The organism is Bradyrhizobium sp. P3_C3 (genome assembly GCF_056402655.1).
Window position 1 is genome coordinate 63,877 of sequence record NZ_JBFUGY010000037.1, and the last position, 21,046, is coordinate 84,922.

General features: G+C 65.5%; 20 protein-coding genes, 1 other RNA gene and 1 pseudogene. 7 read left to right on the forward strand and 15 right to left on the reverse strand.

Annotated elements, in window-relative coordinates; all coding sequences use genetic code 11:
- The first annotated feature begins 132 nt into the window (after positions 1 to 132).
- The gene (locus tag AC1DW2_RS32815; RefSeq protein ID WP_231143165.1) at positions 133 to 996 is read left to right on the forward strand and encodes an N-acetylmuramoyl-L-alanine amidase; all 864 of its coding nucleotides are present in this window, start codon (positions 133 to 135) and stop codon (positions 994 to 996) included.
- Between the two features lie 106 nt (positions 997 to 1,102).
- On the opposite strand, the gene AC1DW2_RS32820 is transcribed toward AC1DW2_RS32815, so the two are convergent.
- From AC1DW2_RS32820 to AC1DW2_RS32830, 3 genes are all read right to left on the reverse strand, one after another.
- On the reverse strand, positions 1,103 to 2,338 hold the full coding sequence (locus tag AC1DW2_RS32820) for an RNA polymerase sigma factor (protein WP_155794952.1): 1,236 nt from the start codon (positions 2,336 to 2,338) through the stop codon (positions 1,103 to 1,105).
- Positions 2,335 to 2,685, reverse strand: a complete 351-nt coding sequence (locus tag AC1DW2_RS32825) for a YciI family protein (protein ID WP_063981533.1) — start codon at positions 2,683 to 2,685, stop codon at positions 2,335 to 2,337. Before AC1DW2_RS32825 ends, AC1DW2_RS32820 begins: the two co-directional genes overlap by 4 nt.
- A gap of 100 nt (positions 2,686 to 2,785) precedes the next feature.
- Positions 2,786 to 3,136, reverse strand: a complete 351-nt coding sequence (locus AC1DW2_RS32830) for a YciI family protein (protein ID WP_063981532.1) — start codon at positions 3,134 to 3,136, stop codon at positions 2,786 to 2,788.
- Between the two features lie 149 nt (positions 3,137 to 3,285).
- On the opposite strand from AC1DW2_RS32830, the gene rnpB reads away from it, so the two are divergent.
- Positions 3,286 to 3,765, forward strand: an RNA gene (gene rnpB, locus AC1DW2_RS32835) — RNase P RNA component class A.
- 104 nt (positions 3,766 to 3,869) lie between these two features.
- Here the strand turns inward: rnpB and AC1DW2_RS32840 are convergent.
- Together AC1DW2_RS32840 and AC1DW2_RS32845 are read right to left on the reverse strand one after the other, a co-directional pair.
- Positions 3,870 to 4,583: an alpha/beta fold hydrolase gene (locus tag AC1DW2_RS32840; protein ID WP_354178183.1), complete on the reverse strand. Its 714-nt coding sequence runs from the start codon at positions 4,581 to 4,583 to the stop codon at positions 3,870 to 3,872.
- A 71-nt stretch (positions 4,584 to 4,654) separates the two neighbouring features.
- On the reverse strand, positions 4,655 to 5,113 hold the full coding sequence (locus AC1DW2_RS32845) for a DUF983 domain-containing protein (RefSeq protein ID WP_477008030.1): 459 nt from the start codon (positions 5,111 to 5,113) through the stop codon (positions 4,655 to 4,657).
- Between the two features lie 49 nt (positions 5,114 to 5,162).
- Here AC1DW2_RS32845 and AC1DW2_RS32850 point away from each other — a divergent pair, with 49 nt between their 5' ends.
- Entirely contained in the window at positions 5,163 to 6,533 is a 1,371-nt protein-coding gene (locus tag AC1DW2_RS32850) for an aminotransferase-like domain-containing protein (RefSeq protein ID WP_477008031.1), read from the forward strand.
- A 7-nt stretch (positions 6,534 to 6,540) separates the two neighbouring features.
- On the opposite strand, the gene AC1DW2_RS32855 is transcribed toward AC1DW2_RS32850, so the two are convergent.
- A complete protein-coding gene (locus tag AC1DW2_RS32855; RefSeq protein WP_166101958.1) occupies positions 6,541 to 6,801 on the reverse strand; it encodes a hypothetical protein in 261 nt (86 codons plus the stop codon).
- 231 nt (positions 6,802 to 7,032) lie between these two features.
- Between AC1DW2_RS32855 and AC1DW2_RS32860 the strand changes: the two genes are divergently transcribed.
- Positions 7,033 to 7,776, forward strand: a complete 744-nt coding sequence (locus tag AC1DW2_RS32860) for a sulfite exporter TauE/SafE family protein (protein ID WP_071910378.1) — start codon at positions 7,033 to 7,035, stop codon at positions 7,774 to 7,776.
- Here AC1DW2_RS32860 and AC1DW2_RS32865 read toward each other — a convergent pair.
- The 5 genes from AC1DW2_RS32865 to AC1DW2_RS32885 form a co-directional block, all read right to left on the reverse strand.
- Entirely contained in the window at positions 7,773 to 9,053 is a 1,281-nt protein-coding gene (locus AC1DW2_RS32865) for an O-antigen ligase family protein (RefSeq protein WP_477008032.1), read from the reverse strand. The genes AC1DW2_RS32860 and AC1DW2_RS32865 overlap by 4 nt on opposite strands.
- 90 nt (positions 9,054 to 9,143) lie before the next feature.
- Positions 9,144 to 10,550, reverse strand: coding sequence for an MATE family efflux transporter (locus AC1DW2_RS32870; RefSeq protein ID WP_477008033.1), 1,407 nt, complete (start codon positions 10,548 to 10,550; stop codon positions 9,144 to 9,146).
- A 57-nt stretch (positions 10,551 to 10,607) separates the two neighbouring features.
- Positions 10,608 to 12,407, reverse strand: coding sequence for an ABC transporter ATP-binding protein (locus AC1DW2_RS32875; protein WP_477008034.1), 1,800 nt, complete (start codon positions 12,405 to 12,407; stop codon positions 10,608 to 10,610).
- 496 nt (positions 12,408 to 12,903) lie between these two features.
- Positions 12,904 to 14,487, reverse strand: coding sequence for a DHA2 family efflux MFS transporter permease subunit (locus AC1DW2_RS32880; RefSeq protein ID WP_085399266.1), 1,584 nt, complete (start codon positions 14,485 to 14,487; stop codon positions 12,904 to 12,906).
- 29 nt (positions 14,488 to 14,516) lie between these two features.
- Positions 14,517 to 15,827, reverse strand: a complete 1,311-nt coding sequence (locus AC1DW2_RS32885; protein WP_231143175.1) for an HlyD family secretion protein — start codon at positions 15,825 to 15,827, stop codon at positions 14,517 to 14,519.
- Positions 15,828 to 16,025: 198 nt separating this feature from the next.
- Here AC1DW2_RS32885 and AC1DW2_RS32890 point away from each other — a divergent pair, with 198 nt between their 5' ends.
- Complete coding sequence (locus AC1DW2_RS32890) at positions 16,026 to 16,661, forward strand: TetR/AcrR family transcriptional regulator (RefSeq protein WP_477008035.1); 636 nt, start codon at positions 16,026 to 16,028, stop codon at positions 16,659 to 16,661.
- A 54-nt stretch (positions 16,662 to 16,715) separates the two neighbouring features.
- Positions 16,716 to 17,057 (forward strand): DUF6665 family protein, encoded by a 342-nt coding sequence (locus AC1DW2_RS32895; RefSeq protein ID WP_071910360.1) that lies wholly within the window; start codon positions 16,716 to 16,718, stop codon positions 17,055 to 17,057.
- Positions 17,058 to 17,075: 18 nt separating this feature from the next.
- Here the strand turns inward: AC1DW2_RS32895 and AC1DW2_RS32900 are convergent, their stop codons facing one another.
- From AC1DW2_RS32900 to AC1DW2_RS32915, 4 genes are all read right to left on the reverse strand, one after another.
- A complete protein-coding gene (locus AC1DW2_RS32900) occupies positions 17,076 to 17,663 on the reverse strand; it encodes a histidine phosphatase family protein (RefSeq protein ID WP_477008036.1) in 588 nt (195 codons plus the stop codon).
- Position 17,664: 1 nt separating this feature from the next.
- The gene (locus AC1DW2_RS32905) at positions 17,665 to 18,870 is read right to left on the reverse strand and encodes an extensin-like domain-containing protein (RefSeq protein ID WP_477008037.1); all 1,206 of its coding nucleotides are present in this window, start codon (positions 18,868 to 18,870) and stop codon (positions 17,665 to 17,667) included.
- Between the two features lie 303 nt (positions 18,871 to 19,173).
- The gene (locus AC1DW2_RS32910) at positions 19,174 to 19,506 is read right to left on the reverse strand and encodes a hypothetical protein (RefSeq protein ID WP_477008038.1); all 333 of its coding nucleotides are present in this window, start codon (positions 19,504 to 19,506) and stop codon (positions 19,174 to 19,176) included.
- A 131-nt stretch (positions 19,507 to 19,637) separates the two neighbouring features.
- Positions 19,638 to 20,519, reverse strand: coding sequence for a DUF2147 domain-containing protein (locus tag AC1DW2_RS32915; protein ID WP_477008039.1), 882 nt, complete (start codon positions 20,517 to 20,519; stop codon positions 19,638 to 19,640).
- A gap of 190 nt (positions 20,520 to 20,709) precedes the next feature.
- On the opposite strand from AC1DW2_RS32915, the pseudogene AC1DW2_RS32920 reads away from it, so the two are divergent.
- Positions 20,710 to 21,046, forward strand: a pseudogene (locus AC1DW2_RS32920) (DUF2147 domain-containing protein); the annotation flags it as partial.

The following is a 21,046-nucleotide window of genomic DNA, read 5'->3' on the forward strand; positions in this document are numbered from 1 at the left end:
TCGGTGATGCTCCATCCACACACATGCGCCAAAATGCATCCATTAACCGCGCCGCGCGATTGCGCGCGGCGGAGGGTAAAGGAATAGTAAAGAGAAGGGCTTGGCCCACTCTCTGTCCGACTTGAGCTGTCTATGTCGTCCGGTCCTTCCACGCCGTCTGGATCTGATTCGAAACGTCAACGCGTTCTCCCGGTTCCCAAGGCCGCGGCGAACACGCGGACGTTCGAGCCGGATTCCTCGATCGTCTCCGACATCATCCCTTCGCCGAACCATGGCGACCGCAACAAGGGACGGCAGCCGGATATGATCCTGCTGCACTACACCGGCATGCCCGACGTCGAGGGCGCGCTGGCGCGGCTGTGCACGGCGGGCACCGAAGTGTCGGCGCATTACGTCGTGCTGGAGGACGGCCGCATCGTGCAATGCGTGCCCGAGGCCAAGCGCGCCTGGCACGCGGGCGTCTCGTCCTGGGCCGGCGAGGACGACATCAACTCCTGCTCGATCGGCATCGAGATCATCAATCGCGGCCATGACTGGGGCTATCCGGAATATCCGTCGCGCCAGATCGCCGCCGTGATCACGTTGTGCCGCGGCATCATGCTTCGCCGCAACGTCGCCGCGCACCGGGTGCTCGGCCATTCCGACGTCGCGCCGGCGCGCAAGAAGGATCCCGGCGAGAAATTTCCGTGGCATTCGCTGGCCAATTCCGGCGTCGGACACTGGGTGACGCCCGCGCCGGTCGTGCGCGGCGAGAGCCTGATGCTCGGCACCATCAGCGACGAGGTGCTGAGCCTGCAGCAGGGGCTCGCCCGATACGGCTACGGCGTGCCGCTGACCGGCAAATACGACGCCGCGACGATGGAAGTCGTCACCGCCTTCCAGCGCCATTTCCGCCCCGCGCGGCTCGATGGTGTCGCGGATCACTCGACGCTGTCGACATTGCAGGCGTTGCTCGCGAGCCTGCCGGCGGATGCAACGGCGGTCGCGGCGAAGTAACGGCGTTCGTCATTGCGAGCGCAGCGAAGCAATCCAGACTGCCTCCGCGGAAAGAGTCTGGATTGCTTCGTCGCTACGCTCCTCGCAATGACGGAATGTGCGGCGATTACTCCATCTCCCGCATCCGTCGCGCATAGAGGCGCCGTAGCGGCTCCAGCTGCGTCGCCGCCGTCGCGGCGACATACGCCTCGCGCGCTTCGTCCTTGCGCCCAAGCCGTCGCAACAGATCCGCGCGCACCGCGGGCAACAGCTCGTAGCCGCCAAGCCCGCCGCGCGCGGTGATCGCGTCGACGAGATCGAGCGCGCGCGCCGGGCCGTCGACCATCGAGACTGCGGCGGCGTGGTTAAGCTCGATCACCGGCGACGGATTGATGCGCAAGAGCACTTCGTAGAGGCCAGCGATCTGCGGCCAGTCGGTCTGCTCGTAGCTCGGCGCACGGGCATGCAGCGCGGCGATCGCGGCCTGCACAGCATAGGGCTGCGGGCGGCCAGGCACGCGGAGCGCGTCGTCCACGAGACGCAGACCTTCCTCGATCTGCACGCAATTCCAGAGCGAACGATCCTGCTCTTCCAGCAGAACGACGTCGCCGGCTGTGGTCTCGCGCCCGGCACGGCGCGCATCGTGCAGTAACATCAAGGCGAGCAGGCCTTTGATCCCGGCGCGATCCGGCATCAGCCGGTCGAGCAACCGGCCGAGCCTGATCGCTTCGACCGCGAGATCGGGCCGCATCAAATCCGCGCCCGAGGTCGCAACATAGCCTTCGGTGAAGACGAGATAGATCACGGCGAGCACGCCGTTGAGCCGCGGCGCAAGCGCGGCGTGCTCGGGCACTTCATAAGGAATGCCGGCGAGCCTGATCTTCTGCTTGGCGCGGACGAGGCGCTGCGCCATCGCATCCTCGCCGACGAGAAAGGCGCGCGCGACCTGCGCCATGGACAGCCCGCAGACGGTGCGCAGCGTCAGCGCGACCTGGACCTCGATGGCGAAGGCTGGATGGCAGCACGTGAAGATCAGCCGCAGCATATCGTCATCGAGCGTTGCTGGCGGCTCGTCGGGCGCCTGCGCGTTGAACTCGAGCTCATGCACGAGCGCCCGCTGCTTGCCGCGGAACACGGCCTGCCGCCGGATGCGATCGATCGCCTTGTTGCGACCGACATTGACCAGCCAGGCGCGCGGATTATCGGGCACCTCGCCCGCCGACCAGCGCTCCAGCGCGACCGCGAAGGCATCCTGGAGCGCGTCCTCGGCGAGATCGAAATCGCCGACGAGGCGGATCAGCGTGGCAAGCACCCGCCCCGCCTCGTCGCGAAAAATCCGAGCGATGTCGGCAGGACAGATCACTTGTAGATCATGACCGGCCTGACTTCGATGGATCCCTCTTTGGCCTCGGGAATCCGAGCAGCCAGTCCGACGGCGGTGTCCAGATCCTTGGCCTCGACCAGATAGTAGCCGGCGAGCTGCTCGCGAGTCTCCGCGAAGGGACCGTCGGTCGTCAGGGTCTTGCCCTCGCGCACGCGCACGGTGGTCGCCGTCGTGGTCGGCTGAAGCCCGTCGCCGGCCTTGAAATGGCCGCTCTGGACGATGGACTGCGTGTAAGTGCCGTACTCCGCCGACAGCGCCTGACGGTCCGCGGGGGACATGTTGATCATTTTCGCTTCGTTCCGGTAGATCAGCAGTAGGTACTGCATGGCTTACTCCTGTTGTTCGGCCTGATTGCCGACATCCAGTCGAACGGGGCCAACATCAAACGACATCCTCGGGATAATTATTCGATATCAGGGGACGAGATCATTTGTAGATCATCACGGGCCTGACTTCGATCGAGCCGTCCCTGGCTCCGGGAATCCGCGCGGCCATCGCGATCGCTGCGTCGAGGTCTCTCGCCTCGACGAGATAATAGCCGCCGAGTTGCTCGCGGGTCTCGGCGAACGGACCATCGGTCGCGAGTACCTTGCCGTCGCGAACGCGAACGGTGGTCGCAGTCGAGGTCGGCTGGAGCCCGTCGCCGGCCTTGAAGTTGCCGCTCTGGACGATGGACTGGGTGTAGGCGGAATACTCCGCCAACAGCTTCTGGTAATCTGCGGGGTCCATCTTGCTCTGTTGAGCTTCGTTCCGGTAGATCAGCAGCAAATACTGCATCGTTTAACTCCTGTTGCTCGGCTGGATTGCCGGCATCCAGTCGAACTGGGCCCACGCCCAACGACATGTTCAGGATAAATTATTCGCAGCCGGCTTGCGCGGCGATCTCTGCTTGACGGAACCGTCACAAATGCCCCATGCGTAGCCGGTCAGTCGGCCGGACGGCCGCTCCGGCAGGTGCCGAAAGGCCGCCGGGGAGGAAAGTCCGGGCTCCCTTGACATACGGTGCCGGATAACGTCCGGCGGGGGCAACCCCAGGGAAAGTGCCACAGAGAACGAACCGCCCGCCGACGCCCCTTCGGGGCTCTGGCGCGGCAAGCCCTCGGGCCTGCCGTGCCGTAGCAGCGCAAGCTGCGTAGGCAGGTAAGGGTGAAAAGGTGCGGTAAGAGCGCACCGCGGCTCCGGCAACGGAGCCGGCATGGTAAACCCCACCGGGAGCAAAACCGAATAGGGACGGCGTAGCGGGCTGTTCGCGCAAGCGATAACGCCGCGGGGCGATGTCAGGCCCGCCGTCCGGGTAGGTTGCTCGAGGCCATGTGCAAACATGGTCCCAGAGGAATGGCCGTCACGTATCGTTCGCGCAAGCGGACGGTGCCTTACAGAACCCGGCTTACAGGCCGGCTGATATCTTGCAACGAGGGGTTCGATGCTGACCGCATCGGACCCCTCACCATTTTTCACCGTTGTCATTCCGAGGCGCGACGAAGCGAGAGCCCGGAATGACGAGGGTGAACTAGGCCACAATCTTCTCCAACACCGCCATCAAAGCCTCGGGCGCTGTCACGTTCGGCGCATGACTGGCATCGAGTTCGAAATAGCGCCAGCCCTCCTCGTTCTTCGTGCGCTTCGCGAACTGCCCGAACACATCGCCCGGCGGAATGCGCTTGCAATAGATGTAGCTGCGCGGGATCGCCGGCTCGCCGTGTTCGAGCTTGAGCCTCGTCTCGAAACATTTGATCGGCATGTTGATGCGGCGCGCATTGAGCCAGTCGAGATCGGCCTGCGGCGTATCGGGCGGCGGCGGATTCGGCGGGATGCGGCAGCCGTCGCCCGCGGCAGCCGCCTTGCGCATCGGCTCGCGCCCGCCCTCGTTGAGATCGAACAGCGACTGGCCGTCACCCGGCACGAAGGCGTCGAGATAGATCAGCTGCGCCACGCGCTCGCGCGCGCGGTCGGCAACACCGGTCGCGACCATGCCGCCATAGCTGTGGCCGAGCAGCACGATGTCGTCGAGGTCCTCGAACTTGATGACGTTGAGGATGTCCTGGATATGCGTATCCAAATCGATCGCGGGACTCGCGAGATGCGCGCGTTCGCCGAGCCCGGTGTAGGTCGGCGCCACCAGGCGGTGGCCGCCCTGCGCCATCAGCGGATGCATCTTCTTCCAGGCCCATCCGCCGGACCATGCGCCATGACAGAGCAGAAAAGTCTTCGCGCGTGCGGCCATCGGCGTTTCCATCGTTCTTGTTTCTACGATGGAGTGTAGCGGCCGCGCGCGCGATGTAAACGCTGCAGCCCTCAGGCCGCGCGGGTGTTCACCTTCACGCGGACGGGCGCAACCGCCTCGCGCCGCAGCTTGCCGGCTTCAAAACCATGCATGCCGATCTGCCATTGCAGGCCGACGATGGCGCCCTTGGTCGGCTGCAGCAGCGCGAGCGAAGCGAACAGCGTCACGGGCAGCCACACGGCCAGTTGCAGCCAGACCGCCGGCGCGTAAGCCGTCTCGACCGCGAGGATCGCCGGTACGACGAGGTGACCAACCACGACCATCACCAGATAAGCCGGGAAGTCATCGGCGCGCTGGTGAAACAGCTCCTCGCCGCAATGGTCGCAGCTGTCGGCCACTTTCAGGAAGCGCCCGAACATGTGTCCTTCGCCGCAGTTCGGGCACTTGCCCAAAAAGCCGCGCCACATCGCCTTCGAGAGAGAGACTGAACCGGTTGCCATGACAGCACCTCTTCCTTTTCGCTGATCCATACAATAATATCCTGCATCCATACATTCAAAGGATATGGGCCTAAATTGCATGGATTGGACCCCTACAATCTCGGAGCTGAGCGGGCCGCGCTACCAGCGCATCGTCGAGGCCATGGAGGCCGACATCGCCGCGGGCCGGCTGGTGCGCGGCCAGCAGCTGCCGACGCAGCGCGCGCTGGCCAAGGCCCTCGGCATCGACCTCACCACGGTGACGCGCGCCTACACCGAGGCGCGGCGCCGCGGCATCATGGAAGCCCGGGTCGGACAAGGCTCATTCGTATCCGAGACCAGCGCGCGCCGCGCGGTCGACCTGCCGCATCCGGTCGCGATCGATCTCTCGATGAACGTGCCGCCGCATCCGCTCGAAGCGCAACTCGATGAGCGGATCATTGCCGGGATGGAAGCCATCCGCGCGCAATCGGGCCTGACGGCGCATCTCAACTATCAGCCGCCCGGCGGCAGCGCGCATGAGCGCGAGGTCGCGGCCCGCTGGATGCGTGCACGGGTTCCGCACGCGCGCGCCGACAGGCTCGTGATCTTTCCCGGCACGCAGACGATCCTGTTCAACCTGCTCGCTCAGCTCGCGCGGCCCGGCGACGTCGTGCTGACGGAAGCGCTCACCTTCCCCGGCATCAAGGCCGCCGCGGCGCGGCTCGGCGTCAAGCTCGTCGGTATCGCCATGGATGATGGCGGCATCTTGCCCGATGCGCTGGCGAAGGCCCGTCGCGCGCACAGGCCGAAGGCCGTCTATCTCATTCCGACGCTGCACAATCCAACCACCGCGACGCTGTCCACCGAACGGCGCAACGCCATCGCAAAGATCATCAGCGATTCCGATATGACGCTGATCGAGGACGATGCCTATGGGCTGCTCGACCGTTCGGCATCGCCGATCGCAAACCTCATTCCGGAGCGGACCTATCTCGCAACCACGCTGTCGAAATGCATCGCGCCGGCGCTGCGCGTCGCCTATCTCGTGACGCCCGACAACGCCGCGCAGCGGGACATGCGTGCCGGCTTGCAGGCCACCGTGCAGATGCCGGCGCCGCTGATGGTCGCGCTGGTGACGCATTGGATCGAGAACGGCATCGCCGATCGCATCATCACCGCCATCCGCAACGAGGCGATCGGCCGCCAGCAGCTTGCGCAGCGCGCGCTGAAAGGCATTCAGTTCCTGGCCAAGCCTGCCGCCCATCATCTCTGGCTGCGGCTGCCGGAGGGCCGCCCCGACGTCGCCGCGCATCTGTTGCGGAATGGACTCGCAGTCGTCGCCGGCGACGCTTTCACTGTGGACGGAACACCGCCGCATGCCGCGCGCGTCTCGCTCGGCGCCGCGCGCAATCGATCGGAGCTGACGGAAGCGCTGCGCATCCTGGTCGGCGCGCTGCACAGGCCGGCCGACACGAGGCAGATCGTCTAGGCTCTTCTTATTGGTGGTGACGGCGGTGGCGCGGGCGAACGACCGGCGTCACACCAGACGGATAAGCCGCATAGGCCTCGCTCGGTGCCACTGTCTCGCCACGAGCCTGGCGCGCCGCAGGCGTGAGCTGGCCGCCGTTCAGCACATCGCGGTCGGGATGGGCGGCCTGATAGGCCGCAGGTTCGGAGAACTGCGCCTGCGCCATCGTCGGCATCAGGGCCGCCGCAGACAGCAGCGCGGCTGCAACGGCAATCTTCGTGCGGGTCATGGTCGTTCTCCATCATCTCGTTCGGGGAAAGGCCAATGAGAGCGCATCATGGCGTCGGGCAGGCCCCCGGATTGAAGTATGGTCATCATGTAGGCCTGCCATTGGCGAATGCCCGCGGTTGAGGATCACGCTTGCGTGCGGTTTTGGAATTGACCTGCACGGCCGCAGCCGTGCTATGCGGGCGTTGGCGATCAACAGTTCGGGATCGCCTATTGCGACAAGGACAATCTGTTGGAAACGCTCACTTATGCGCTGCTGCTGTTCGGCGCGCTGGCCGGCGGCTTCGTCTCGGGACTGGCCGGCTTCGGGACCGCGCTGATGGCGCTCGGCATCTGGCTCTACGTCCTGCCGCCCTCGCTCGCGGTGCCGCTGGTGCTGATCTGCTCGGTGATCGCCCAGACCTCGACGCTGCCGTCGATGTGGAAGAGTTTCGACCTGTCGCTGGTCTGGCCGTTCCTGATCGGGGGCCTGATCGGCGTGCCGCTCGGCACCATGCTGATCGCCTCCGCCGATCCAAAAGTGTTCAAGCTGAGCGTCGGCGTGCTGATCCTGATCTTTTCGACCGCTCTCTATCTCAACAAGAGGCCCCTCGCCGTGACGTTCGGTGGCCGCATTGCCGACGGCGCGATCGGCTTTGCCGGCGGCATTCTCGGCGGCCTCGCCGGATTGTCCGGGCCGCTGCCGATCCTCTGGGCCAATATCCGCGGCTGGAACAAGCACGAGCGGCGCGGCATCTTCCAGCTCTTCAATTTCACCGTGCTCGCGACCGCGCTGGTGTTGCAGACGGCGTCGGGTCTCGTCGAATTCAAGGTGGTCTGGCTCGCGCTGGTCGCCTTCCCGGGCACGCTGATCGGCGCGTGGGCCGGCGCCCGCGTCTATCACGCGCTGAACGACAAGCATTTTGGCGACGTCGTGCTCGGCCTGTTGTTCCTGTCGGGCCTCACCCTCGTCTGGAACAGTATTGCCGCGCTCTAGCTCGATGCTCTCTTTGCGGCGAGCGCCATGCCGCCGGCGACGCCGACACCGAGCACGTAGATCCAGCCCGAGGTGAAATCGAACAGATGCGTGTTGAGCAGTGAGGACAGCATGTTCTGCACCACGACCAGCATGCCGATCCAGCAGGCCAGCCCCTCGCCGCGAAACATCAAGAGGTGCGCGATCCACAGCGCGTAGAGGACCAGCACGCCGACGACGCCCCACTGCACGGCATTGCTGAGGGTCTGATTGTGCGGGTTGCTGACGATCTCGCCGCGCAGCGGGTCGTCGTGCGGATTGGCGGCCACGCCGGCGAACAGACCGCGGATCGAGCCGGTGCCGTGGCCGATCAGCGGCGCGTCGGCGATGAACCCAAGGGACTTCCGCCAGTATTCGAGACGCGAGCCCATGCTGCTAATCGAATTGTTGTCGGCCTCCAGGCTCCTTTCATAATCGCTCTGGAACTTGCCGACGGTCGCGCGCAGATGCGGCGAGACGGCCCAGAGCGCTACGGCGATCAACGCCGTCGCAGCGCCGGCAACGAGCGCCGCCCGCCAGCGCAGATGCAGCAGTGCAAACACCACGAGCAGGACCGGCAGCGTCACCAGCGCCGTGCGCGAGACCACGACGAACATCATGTTGGCGAGGAAGCCGAGCGCCAATACGGCGAACAACGCCGCGATCCGAACGCGGCCCTGCTGAACCAGCGTCACGATCGGGTACACCAGCGCGATCGCACAGAGCGCGAATTCCTGGCTCTGGTCGATATAGTTGCGCACGGCAATCCCGCTCTCGACCTGGTAGGGCCCGCGCGACAGATAGAGCTTTAGCGAGAGCCTGGGATCGATCGCAACAGCGAAGGAGTACAGCATGAGCAGCGTGCAGGAGACCAGGAACGCCGCAAAAACCCATTTGCCGTAGGGCCAGCGCTCGAACTGGTAGATCAGCAGCGGGATCACCAGCAGTCTTGCCGGCGGCCCGAGCGCGTGCAGCCGCTCGGCCCAGGGCGCAACCGACCAGAGCGTGCCGACGAGTGCCAGCACGAACAGCGCGATCGGCAGCAGGCAGATCGGGCGCAGCAGCGAGCGCGGGAGCTCGCGAAGGTCGATGAAAGCAATGGCGATCAACCACGGCACGAGCGCAAAAGTCACGCCGGTGGTGCTCCAGGGCAGCAGCAACGCGACCAGCGCAACGAAGCGGGCCGGTGTGCGGTAGCGCGCCGCCCAGATCGCGGAGAGCCAGGACGCTCGTCCTTGCTCGTTCAACACCTCGGTCATTGCAGTCCCTTGCAGATTCGCGGCCCACCCACGGCGCGGCAAACTAGCCGGAGCCGTGGGTGGGCGACAAGCGCGCGTCGGTTCGATCTGCTACGCGGGCTCGCGCATGGGAGGCTCAACCGGCTCGGAATTTGCCGGCTTCGCCACCTTCTCCTGTGCCGGCAGCGCAAGGCGTTTTCTGAACTCCCGGAGCAAAAGCCACACGCTCAGGGCGGCCTGTAGCGTGGTCGTCGCGATCGACAAATACCAGACATGCTCCATCCGGAAGCCCGGCCACGTCGAGAGCCAGATCGACGGCAGGGAATAGGTGAGAACCCGCGTCGCCGAGGTCCACAACACCGGCTTGGTGTTGCCAAGCCCCTGAAACATGCTGGAGCAGGTAAAGATCAGCCCCTGCGCCACCATGTTGAGCGAGACGAGGCGCAGAAACAGCGACGCAACCCCCATCGTCTCCTGATCCCTGGAGAAGCCGGCAAGCAGCAGACCGGGCGCGAACTGCGCGAGGATCATGAAGACAATCATCACGGCGGTCGCGATAAGCGACGCCTTGACAAAAGTCTCCCGCACAYGTGCTCCATTGCCGGCGCCGAAATTCTGGCCGGCGATAGGCCCTGCGGCGAGGGCGATGGCGAGCGCCGGCATCTGGATCAGCCCGAGGAGACGCGTCCCGATGCCAAACCCCGCCTGCGCCGCCGGGCCAAAAACGCTCAGCACGTAATAGCCCACGGCCATGATGATGAAGATCATCGCAAATTCCCCGCCCGCGGGCAGGCCGACATTGAGGATTCTCTTCCACTGCCGCAGTTGCGGCCGCCATTGCTCGGGGTGAAACGCGACGTAGCGCTCCAGCTTGAGGAAATAGCCAAGCAGCATCAGCACGCCGACGAAGACGGCGATCGAGCTGGCAAGGCCGGCACCGGCCACACCGAGCGCATGTCCGGTGCCCCAGCCCGTGATTAGCACCGGCGCCAGCGCGATGTTGATGACTACGGCCAGCGCCTGCACCAGCATGCTCGGCCGCACGATGCCGGTCGCCCGCAATGCGGATGCCATCACTTGCGTGGCGAATTGCAGCGCCAGCGCCGGCATGAACCAGAGCAGATAAACGGTACCGGCTTCGACCGTAGCTTCGTCGGCTGCAACCGCGCGCATGTAGGGGCGCGACAGCGCGAAGCCCGCGACCAATGTCAGGATCCCGAACAGCACCGACAGGACGACCGACTGGTTGAAGACCAGATTGGCGTCGTCGCGGTCTTTCCGCCCCACGGCGTGCGCCATCAGCGCAACCGTGCCGACGCCGAGCACCTGCATCAGCGCATTGACCAGAAAGCCCGCATTACCGGCCGCCGCGACGCCGGCGATCGCCGCCTCGCCCAGACCCGAGACGAAATACAGATCGACGAGCTGACAGATCATGATCGTGATCATGCCAACCACGATCGGAGGCGCCATGCTCAGGATGTGGCTCACGATGGAGCCGCGCGTCAGGTCCTTCATCTCATTCCATCCTTAAAGGCGTGACCGCGGGACTTGCGTCCCGCTGCCGCGCGCCTCTCATTCCGCCGCCGCGATGCGCCCGAGCTCCACCACCTGGCGCTCGAACAGGCCGCGATAGATGCCCCCTGGCTTGCCCGCGAGCATGGCATGGGTACCTTGCTCGACGATCTCGCCGCGGTCGAACACCAGGATCCGATCGAGGCTGCGCACCGTCGACAGGCGGTGCGCGATCACGATCGAGGTGCGGCCCTTCATCAGCCGCTCCATCGCCTGCTGGATCAGCGCCTCCGATTCCGAATCGAGGCTCGAGGTCGCTTCGTCCAGGATCAGCACCGGCGCGTCCGCCAGGAAGGCGCGCGCCAGCGCCACGCGCTGCCGCTCGCCGCCCGACAGCTTCACGCCGCGCTCGCCAACCAGCGTGCCGTAGCCCTTCGGCAGGCGCAGGATGAAGTCGTGCGCATTCGCCAGCCGCGCCGCGTGCTCGATGGCCTCCAGGCTGGCACCGGGCCGGCCATAGGCGATGTTCTCCGCAAGCGTGCGGTGGAACAGGATCGGCTCCTGCTGCACGATCGCGATCTGGCTGCGCAGCGATTGCTGCGTAGCGTGCGCGATGTCCTGCCCGTCGATCAGCACGCGACCACCGGAGACGTCGTAGAGCCGCTGCACCAGCTTGACGAAGGTCGTCTTGCCGGAGCCGGAGCGGCCGACCAGGCCGACGCGCTCGCCGGCGCGGATCGTGACCGACAGTCCGTCATACAGTGGCGCGCGATGGCCGCCATAGTGGAACGTGACGTCGTCGAATACGATCTCGCCGGCCTCGATCGCGATCGGTCGCGCACTGGCCGCATCGGCAATCCCGATCGGCTCGCCATGGATCGCCACCAATTCGTCCATGTCGTTGACCGAGCGCTGGAGGTTGTTGATGTGCATGCCGACGTCGCGCAGATAGGCGTGGATGACGTAGTAGCTCGTCAGCACATAGGTGACGTCGCCGGGCGAGGCGTGCCCGGACATCCACAGCAGCACCGCGCCGCCGATCACGGACGCACGCAGGCATAGCAGCAGCGAGAGCTGCGCCATGGCCGTGTAGTTGTAGCGAAACCAGGTCCGCCGCACGCGCACGCGCCAGCGATTGATGACGCGGGCGAGCCGCGTATCCTCGCGCGCTTCGGCGCCGAAGGATTTCACCACGGCGTTGCAGGTCAGCGCGTCCGCCAGCGTGCCGCCGACCTTGGTGTCCCAGGCGTTGGAGACGCGCGCGGCCGGCGCGATGTAGCGCGTCGAGAACAGCACGGTGATGGCGACGTAGAAAAGCGCGCCCACCGCGATCACCGCGCCGAGCGACGTCCAGTGCAGGCCGATCAGGACCATGGAGCCGATCAACACCAGCAGAGACGGCGCCAATGCCATCAGGATGGTGTCGTTGAGCAGGTCGAGCGCCCACATGCCGCGGGTGACCTTGCGCACCGTGGAGCCGGCAAAGGAGTTGGCGTGCCAGTCGGTCGAGAAGCGCTGCACGCGCGTGAAAGCCTCCTGGGCGACATCCGACATGATCTTGAGCGTGAACGGGACGATCGCCTGGAGACCGATCAACCTCAGCACCACGGACGCCGCACCGAGCGCCACGATGGCGCCGAACGCAACCAGCGCGGCGCGGCGCGCGTCGGGATCGGACGCGCCGCGCGTCAGCGCATCGACCAGATGTCCGGAGAATACCGGCATGAACAGGTCGGCGATGGTTGCGCCCAGCAGGCCGCCGGCCACGATCAGGCCGCGTCCGGGCTGCTTCAGCCAGTGCCGGAATACGAAGGGCAGCACCACGCGTATGGCCGCGGGCCTTTTTGACAGAGAGGTCATGACATTATCCGGCCGCTTTCGGCGCGGGCCGGCTCCATCGACGGACGCAAATCCGCCACGGAGGGCTGACCGGCGTCACTCACAACTGATTTTGACTTGGGAAGTGGAGAGATCGGGACTCGTGACCCGATCGAATCTGGCGGAAGGGGCCTCTAACAGGCCGCCGACATACCGAACCAGAACATCGAACGCGGGCGTACGATCTGCGAGTGCGACGAAATCATGCAAATCTCTCCCTGGCTCGATTGAATGAGGTGCGCTTTATAGATGTATCGTTTCCGGTTTGCAACGGGGCTCCCGCGAATTCACGGACGAGTGTTGCAATTTGGTGCGTGGCGCCTTGGTCCGGCATCGCCGCCGCCTCAATCTCCGCTGTCATGCCCCGGCTTGACCGGGGCATCCAGTACTCCGCGGCGATAGTTAGCTCACACAACTTCCGCCGCGGAGTACTGGATCGCCCGCCTCCGCGGGCGATGACACCTCGTAAGCCGCTTGCCTAATGCGCGTCGCCGCCACCGGTCATCGAGGCCGGTTTGCTCAGCAGCGTGACCAGCAGGCTGAGGCCGAGATAAAACAGCGTCAGCGCGAAGAAGGCGTCGCCAAAGCTCATCACCACGGCCTGGCGGTGCACGATCTGGCTGAGCTGCTTCATCGCCATCAGCGTGGAATCGCCGAGTCCCTGGAATTTCTGCATGAACATGGTCAGGGTTTCGGTCGCAGTCGCATTGCCCCAGGTCACCCGCTCCTGAAGGCGGGTGATGTGCAAATCGGTGCGGTTGTTGAGCACGGTGTTGATGACGGCAAGGCCGACCGCGCCGCCGAGATTGCGCATCAGGTTGAACAGGCCGGAGGCGTTCTTCACCCTGTCGGGCGCCAGCGTTCCGAGCGCGATGTTGTTGGTCGGCACCATCGCGAACATCATGCCGATGCCGCGCAGGATCTGCGGCACCAGCAGCTCGTAGAAATCGTAGTCGCGCGTGATCCAGGTCATCTGGTAGGAGCCGATCGCGAACACGATGAGGCCGAACGCGATCATGTAGCGCATGTCGACCTTCACCATGAGACGGCCGACCAGCGGCGCGACCAGGAACATGGTGATGCCCGAGACGAACATGGTCTCGCCGATCATCAGCGCGCTGTAGCCGCGCACTTCGGCGAGGTAGCGCGGATAGATGTAGGTCAGGCCGTAGAGCCCGATACCGATGCAGAACTGCAGGACGCAGCCGACCGCGAAATTGCGGTTGGAGAAGGTGCGCAAATTGACGATCGGCTCGGCCGCGGTGAACACGCGCCAGAAGAAGGCGATCGCCGAGACCGCGCAGATCCAGGCGCAGATCGCGACGGACGTGTCCTGCATCCACTCATGTTGCGGACCTTCCTCCAGCACGTATTCCAAGGTGCCGAGGAAGCCGGCCATGAAGAGCAGGCCCCACCAGTCGAAGCGGTCGAGCAGCTCGAAATGCGGCTCGTCGAAATCGACCAGCGCCAGCACGCCCAGGGTGATGCCGATGCCGGGCACGACGTTGATGAAGAACAGCCAGTTCCACGACATCAGATCGGTGATGTAGCCCCCGACCGTCGGGCCGATCGTGGGAGCCAGGGTCGCAACAAGCCCGATGATGGGACCGACGATGTGGAATTTGGAGCGCGGGAATACAGTATAGGCCGAGGCGAACACGGTCGGGATCATGCCGGCGCCCAAAAAGCCCTGAAGGGCACGCCAGAGGATCATCTCCTCGATCGTGGTGGCGAAGCCGCAGAGCAGGCTCGAGGCGGTGAAGCCCGCGGCCGAGATCGCGAACAGCAGCCGCGTGCCGAAAGCGCGCGAGAGAAAGCCCGACAGCGGAATCGCGATCACTTCGGCGATCAGATAGGCGGTCTGGACCCAGGCGACCTCGCTGGAGCTTGCCGACAGGCCTGCCTGGATTTCACTGAGGGACGCCGAGACGATCTGGATGTCCAGGATCGACATGAACATCCCGAACACCATGATGATGAAGGCGAACAGCCGCTTCGGCGCGATGCGCTCCGAGTCGGGGTTCGCCATCATGGCGGGTGAGGCGGTGGTGGCGTTGGCCATGGTCTGACCTCGCAGCGCTCGATTTGTGGCTACTGCGGGTGGATCGCGGTGGGATCGTCTAGATCGATCTCGCTGTCGGCGTCGGCCGCGCCCTTGTTGGTATCGACGGTCGCATACACCGACATGCCGGCGCGGAGCAGGTTCTGCTTCGCCACCGACTTCGGCACGCGGATGCGGACCGGCACGCGCTGCACGATCTTGGTGAAGTTGCCGGTGGCGTTGTCAGGTGGCAGCAGCGTGAACACCGAGCCCGCGCCCGCTGCGATGCTGTCGACGATTCCGGAGAACTTGCGCATGCCGTAGGCATCGACCTTGATTGTCACCGGCTGGCCGGGACGGATGCGCTTGAGCTGCGTTTCCTTGAAATTGGCATCGATATAGACGTCGTCGAGCGGCACGATGTTGCCGAGGCGCTGGCCGACCGCGACGAAGTCGCCGGCGCTGACCAGGCGGTTCGAGAACGTGCCGTCGACCGGCGCGCGCACCGCGGTGAAGGCGAGATCGCGCTCGGCCTTGGCGAGCGAGGTCTTGAGCTCGGCGAGCTGCGCCTGCGCTTCGGCCTGCTGCGCCTTGGTGACGTGGACATTGCTGACCGCGACGTCGTAGGCGGCCTGCGCGGCCTTGACCGCGGCGGCGCCCTGGTCGCGTCCGGCTTCCGAGCTTTCGAACGTGGCGCGCGAGGCAAAGCCCTTGCTGCTCAGCGCCTGCTGGCGCTCATAATCGAGATCGGCGCGCTTGAGGCCCGCCTCGGCCGAGACGAGCTGCGCCTTGGCCTGTGCAACCTGGCTGTCGAGCGCTGCAATCTGGCGGCCGATGCGATCGATGGTGGCCTGCTGGGTCGCGATCCTGGTCGCGGCGGCATCGACCGCGATCTTGTAGTCGCCGTCATCGATGCGGAAGACGACGTCGCCGGCGCGCACGGTCGTGTTGTCGCCGGCGAGGATCGAAGAGATGTGGCCGGCAACGCGCGCGCCCAGCATGGTGTTGTTGGCGCGGACATAGGCGTCGTCGGTGGCGACGTAGAAGCGGCCGACCAGCGTGTAGTAGCCGGCATAGCTCGCGGCCGCGAGCGCCAGCACGAGGCCAACACCCATCAGGACGAATTTGCGCTTGCCGGGCTTCGGCGCGTCGGCGGCAGCGGGTGCAGCCGGCTTGTCGGTCACGGGCGTCTCCGGCGCCTCATTGGTGCGGCGCTTGGTTTCCTCGGCCACATGAGAGCGCAACTGCTCGGCAAGGGCGACGGATTTCTCGGTCGCAGCTTCACTGCCGGCCTGCCCCGGCGTCGTCTCCACCGCTTCCTGGCGAAGGACACGCGCAGCCTGGTCTCTCGATACGGCCATAAAGGCCTCCCCAACAAAAAGCGGCGACCAGGGACGGCCGTCCTGCGGCCGGTTCCCTCTCGCCCATCCCAAATATCATTGACCGAACGGTTCGGTCAACATAGATAATATTCCCGGGCAGGACCCTACTGGCCCGAATCCTTTATTTGGGTTTCATGGGTCGGGCTCGATCCAGAAACCTTCCGAGACGCTGAACCAATGGTTGTAGCCGGCCGCGAACATCTCCACGTCGTCCAGGAGGAGGACAGCTCCAAGCGCCGCCAGATCCTGGACGGAGCCCGCAAGGTGTTCATGGATCTCGGTTTCGACGGCGCCAGCATGGGCGAGATCGCGCGCGCCGCGCAGGTCTCCAAGGGCACGCTCTACGTCTACTTCGCCGACAAATGCGCGCTGTTCGAAGCCATCCTCGAGCAGGAGGCGCTCCAGCACGGCCAGGTCGTTTTCAATTTCGATCCCGCGCGCGACGCCGAGACCACGCTGAAGGATTTTGGCCAGGCCTATATCCATCTGCTGTGCCGGCCCGGCGGCGGTTCGGCGATCCGCACCGTGATGGCGATCGCCGAGCGCATGCCTGACGTGGGCCGCCGCTATTATCTGCGCGTGCTGGACAAGACCATCAACCGGCTCTCCGAATATCTCAAAATCCATGTCGCTTCCGGCGATCTCAAGATCGACGATTGCGACCTTGCCGCGTCGCAGTTCATGGAGCTGTGCAAGGCCTCGCTCTTCCTGCCGTTCGTTTTCCAGGCCGCGCCCGCGCCTTCGGAAGAGCGCATGATCGAGGTCGTCGACAGCGCGACGCGGATGTTTCTGGCGGCGTACCGGGCGACGTAGCAGCAGCGGGGCACGCGTTGCGCAGGCCGCTGCCGCGGCACTATATTGAGCGCCATGTCCCGTGATCTTCGCCCGCCTGTCGATATCCTCCATTACGAGATCGTCCAGGAACAGGCCTCAGCGCTTGGCCGGATGGGCAGTGCACTCGAACAGAGCCTTGCGCGCTTGCGCGAATTCGACGCCGCTCACGCGCACGCGGAGGCGCCGGCCTCAATGCAAGCGGCGAGGCGCAAGCTGGTGATGGAAGCCGGCCAGGCGCTCTGGATGCTCGTGGTGCAACGTGAGGCGACCGGCCTGCGCGACAGCCGCCATATCATGCGGACCTACAACGTTCCGGGCGAGGTGCAGCGGTGCATGGGGCTGGTCCCCGCACCGTCGAAGCCGGCCTCGAAGTGACTGCCCGGCACCCCGGAGCTAGGCCGCGATCTCTTCCATCTTGCGCCACCCATGCAGGACGCGACGCCCCTCCCGGGTGAATGCGAAGCAATTGCCGCCGCCGGCAGCCTGATCGTGAACGCGATCGATGGGATGACCGGCATGGTGGCAGAACAGCAGCGTGCCGACGGCACCGTGGCCGACGAAGAGAACGTCGCCCGGGCGATTGCGGGCGAGCACCGCCTCGGTCTCGCGCACGATGCGCGCCTGCGCATCGACGGCGCGCTCCCAGCCGCGGACGCTGAGATGCGGCTGCGCGAAAAACTGGTCGGCGACCTCCTCGAACTCGGCCGGTTTCAGGAAGCCGGTCGCTGAACGGTCGTTCTCATGCATGGCCTCGCGGATCTCGATCATGATTCCGAGGCGGCCCGCGACGATCTCCGCGGTCTCGATCGCCTTGCGCTCGGCGCTCGAGACGATCTGCGTGGTGCTCGCGAGCCAGCCCGCATTCGCCAGCGCTTCGGCGCGCGCGCGACCGACCGAACTCAGGCCCCATTGCGGCACGGGCACCGTGGGATCTATTTGCACCTGCGGATGGGTGAGATAGCGGACGATATCGGCGGTCATCTTACTCGTCGGCGTACTCGTCCTCTTCCTGCTTGCGCGTCGCGCTCTTGCGCGTTCCGAGCGAGCCCGTGACATAGGGATCACGCCGACCGGCGTAAGGGTTGCGCTGCTGCGCGCGGCCGGCGACCTCGTCGCCCGAGGTAGCGGCGGGCTGGCAGATCAGCCGGCGGCTGGCGCGGCGCATCAGATCCACATGGATATGATCGTAGTGATAGACGTTCGAGCCCGGCGCGAGCACCGTGGTGAAATGCGCGCACGCGCCCGACTGCACATCGCGCAGGAACCCCTGCTCTTCCGGCATGCCGCGCCAGCCGTCCTTCACGGTGACGCGACGTCCGTCGGCGAGCACGAAGGCGGCGATGTCGAGCGCGTTGCCGAAGGCGTGCTCGGAAATGTGGGCGTGCGAGTTGCCGTTCATGCCGCGGCAGGAATAGGCGGAGATCTGCTTGATCTCGACGACGCGGGCACCGAACCAGCGCATCGCCGATGGCTGCACGGTGTCGGCGAGCCAGCGGTCCAGTTCGGACACGATCGGACAGGCGAGCGTCGCGGTCGGCTTGATCGCGACGGGGCCGACGGCGATGACGGGATTGCCCTGCGCCGGACCAAGACGCGGCAAAGGTTGCTGCGCGGGCGCCTGCGAGTACGGCGCCGGCCGCGCCGGATAGCTCGGCGCATTCATGTAGCGTGCGGCGCCCGCGGCATCGGTGCCCTCGGGCGGCAAGTCGATCTCGTCCTCTTGCTGTGCCACGCCGGGCGCGTTCAGCGACATCGGGCCGGGCGAATTGCCATAGCCCGAGGGCTGGCGCACCGCGCTCTCGGGATAGTTCGACCGCTGCGGATAGGAGGATGACGGATAGTTCTGGCTCTGCGGAGCGTTCGATCGCGGCTGCGTCACCGGCCACCGCGGCTGGCCGCCGACACTCCCCGGCGGACGCAATTCCTCGTCGGCAAAGCCATAGCTGCCCGAGGCTTCGCCGATGGCGGCGACCTTCAACGGGAACTCGGCGCCGCACATGCCGGGGCCCGAGATCGGCTCGATGCGGACGAGATCCGGCCCCTCTTTCACCGCGCCCGATTTCAGGCATGCGGCTTCGGCCTCGGCCCGCCACGGTTCGCGTTCGGCCTGGAAAAAGCCGCGTCCGCAACCCGCAAGCGAAACAAGGACGATGGAGCCGACGAGATACAAACGAACTCCGCGCGTCATGCACGCACGTTCGGTGAATTTACTTAAAGACTCTTCAACGTGTTGATTTCAGTGTTCTTTAACCATACCGGCGCGCACGCGCGTACGCCGCCAGGCAGCAGCGGAAGCAAGGCTGACTTTTTCGGAGAGAGACTCTCTGTTAACCATGATGCGCTCGCACGGGGGACAGCAGCGGGAGCGACCTTATGACGTTCGCCGGGAGACTGAGCGTTATCACCGCGTGCCTCGCCATGGCCTTTGTCGGCGCCATCGTACTCGGCATGATCTAGAGACATCACCCGGCCGCCGAGCGTATTGCCGTGCTCAGAAATTCGAGCAGGACGATCCCGTGAGGCCGCCGATCTTGAAGTCGTGACAGACCAGACCGGGATTATCGGGATCGGGATAGCCGTCGTCCTTCTCGCGAACCGTATGACTGAAGCGCCAGCCCCGCGTGCGCATGCAGCGCTTGTATTGCGCTGAGGTCGCCGTGCCGTTCTGCGGCGCACCGAGTTGCGCGTCGCAGAACGCGCTGTCGACATGCAGCGCATCGTCGCCGCGCTGCTGCTTCAGCATGTTGTTCCAGATGTCGGTGTCGGCGTGGGCCGGGATCGCGCTGCCGATCAGCAGCGCGGCGATGAAGCCGAGACGTTTCATGTTGGCTCTCCTTGCATGCGTCGTCAGCCATCGGTCGCGTGCAAGCGAGATGCAGGTTCGGTGCGGGACGATTACAAATTGGACAGGGGCAAGCTGCCACCCTCCCCCTCCAGGGGAGGGTAAGAGAAACGCTACGACCTTGCCCCCCACTGCCGTGATGTCGTGATCACCTTCTGCTGCCGCTCCTCGACGCGCGTCCAGTCGTTGCCGGAGCACCAGAAGCGGCCCAGCGCACAGGCTTCGACGCGAAGCCTGCCGGAGGCCGTCAGCGTCATCGTCCCATAATAGGTGCTGCCGCTGGAACGGCTGTAGATGCTGCCGCTCCAGACGTCGTGGGTTTTCGGCTTCATGTTGACGAGCACGCTTTCGCCGCGGCCAGAGGCTTCGGTCAGCGCATAGCCGCACAGCGCGGCGCCGCAGCGTTCGATCCGAACCGTGCCCTTCGCGCCGGCGCTCTCCCATTCGCCGAGCGGCGAATAAGCCGACTCGTCATCGCTGCGCTGGGCGATCGATGAAGTCTCGTCGATCTCGGGCCTCGGAGCGACGGCTGTCGCCTCCACGCGCGGCGGATCGAGCATGACCGTCTTCGGCGGATCCATGCGCGGCAGCTCAACTCTCGGCGGATTGGGGCTCGGCGCCTCGAGTCTTGGCGGCGACGGCAGGACTACAGGCTGCGATGTGGCCGCGGCCATGACGGGGGCGGGCGGCGCTGGCGGTGCCACGACGACGGCCGCTGGCGCCGGCCTGACCGGAGCTACCGGACAAGCCGGTTGCTGCGGCGCGACCGCGGGCGGCGGAGCAGGTGTCGTATCGGCATCGTTCGTCCGCCGGAGGCTGCGATTGGATGAAACCGACACGCAGGAAGCAGACCGGCAGTTCCGCGGCGCCTCGACATGAAACCGGTCGCCGCCGATCGAGAAGGTGTAGGAACCGGCGTAGGAACCGGCCTGGGCTGACGACGCCATCGCCACCAAAGCGATCAATGTGCCAAGCGATGTCGCAAGCCGCTTCATCGGCGCCTCCCTCTGTGTCGCGACGAGGTTACGCGGGCTGACTTGCCGCTGAATGTGCGCTGCCTCACCCAGCCGACGCGGTCCGTTGTGACGTCCATCACAGAAGGCGGGACAGGCCCGACGTAGGGTCGAACCACGCTTCATCCACCAGCGACACCAGTTCAGACCGGCACAATTTTCAGAGGTTGCCATGAACAAGCTCACCATCGCCGCCACCGCGCTCTTCCTCGCTTCGACCGCCGCCGCGCATGCCGGCAACTCGATTGCGTTCCAGATCGAAGGCCAGCACATCCGCATCGAGACGCCGCGCAACTGCGCCTCGCTCGATTGCGTGACGATCGTGGCACCAGGCCTGTCGGACAAGCCGATCAAGCTGAACAACATCAACCTCAAGGGCCTCGGCGGCTCCAAGGACGACGACGACACCACGCCGGCTCCGTCCACGACGACCGCGCAGCCGGCGCCGGTGCAGCAGCAGCCCGTGCAACAGGCGCCGGTGCAGGCGGCCGCGCCGGCCGCGCCTGCTG

Excerpts from the sequence above, each read along its gene's own strand:
- AC1DW2_RS32815 (WP_231143165.1), top strand. The coding sequence starts at position 133 with ATGTCGTCCGGTCCTTCCACGCCGTCTGGATCTGATTCGAAACGTCAA.
- AC1DW2_RS32825 (WP_063981533.1), bottom strand. The coding sequence starts at position 2,685 with ATGCAGTACCTACTGCTGATCTACCGGAACGAAGCGAAAATGATCAAC.
- AC1DW2_RS32830 (WP_063981532.1), bottom strand. The coding sequence starts at position 3,136 with ATGCAGTATTTGCTGCTGATCTACCGGAACGAAGCTCAACAGAGCAAG.
- AC1DW2_RS32840 (WP_354178183.1), bottom strand. The coding sequence starts at position 4,583 with ATGGCCGCACGCGCGAAGACTTTTCTGCTCTGTCATGGCGCATGGTCC.
- AC1DW2_RS32845 (WP_477008030.1), bottom strand. The coding sequence starts at position 5,113 with ATGGATCAGCGAAAAGGAAGAGGTGCTGTCATGGCAACCGGTTCAGTC.
- AC1DW2_RS32850 (WP_477008031.1), top strand. The coding sequence starts at position 5,163 with ATGGATTGGACCCCTACAATCTCGGAGCTGAGCGGGCCGCGCTACCAG.
- AC1DW2_RS32855 (WP_166101958.1), bottom strand. The coding sequence starts at position 6,801 with ATGACCCGCACGAAGATTGCCGTTGCAGCCGCGCTGCTGTCTGCGGCG.
- AC1DW2_RS32865 (WP_477008032.1), bottom strand. The coding sequence starts at position 9,053 with ATGACCGAGGTGTTGAACGAGCAAGGACGAGCGTCCTGGCTCTCCGCG.
- AC1DW2_RS32875 (WP_477008034.1), bottom strand. The coding sequence starts at position 12,407 with ATGACCTCTCTGTCAAAAAGGCCCGCGGCCATACGCGTGGTGCTGCCC.
- AC1DW2_RS32880 (WP_085399266.1), bottom strand. The coding sequence starts at position 14,487 with ATGGCCAACGCCACCACCGCCTCACCCGCCATGATGGCGAACCCCGAC.
- AC1DW2_RS32885 (WP_231143175.1), bottom strand. The coding sequence starts at position 15,827 with ATGGCCGTATCGAGAGACCAGGCTGCGCGTGTCCTTCGCCAGGAAGCG.
- AC1DW2_RS32890 (WP_477008035.1), top strand. The coding sequence starts at position 16,026 with ATGGTTGTAGCCGGCCGCGAACATCTCCACGTCGTCCAGGAGGAGGAC.
- AC1DW2_RS32895 (WP_071910360.1), top strand. The coding sequence starts at position 16,716 with ATGTCCCGTGATCTTCGCCCGCCTGTCGATATCCTCCATTACGAGATC.
- AC1DW2_RS32900 (WP_477008036.1), bottom strand. The coding sequence starts at position 17,663 with ATGACCGCCGATATCGTCCGCTATCTCACCCATCCGCAGGTGCAAATA.
- AC1DW2_RS32905 (WP_477008037.1), bottom strand. The coding sequence starts at position 18,870 with ATGACGCGCGGAGTTCGTTTGTATCTCGTCGGCTCCATCGTCCTTGTT.
- AC1DW2_RS32910 (WP_477008038.1), bottom strand. The coding sequence starts at position 19,506 with ATGAAACGTCTCGGCTTCATCGCCGCGCTGCTGATCGGCAGCGCGATC.
- AC1DW2_RS32915 (WP_477008039.1), bottom strand. The coding sequence starts at position 20,519 with ATGAAGCGGCTTGCGACATCGCTTGGCACATTGATCGCTTTGGTGGCG.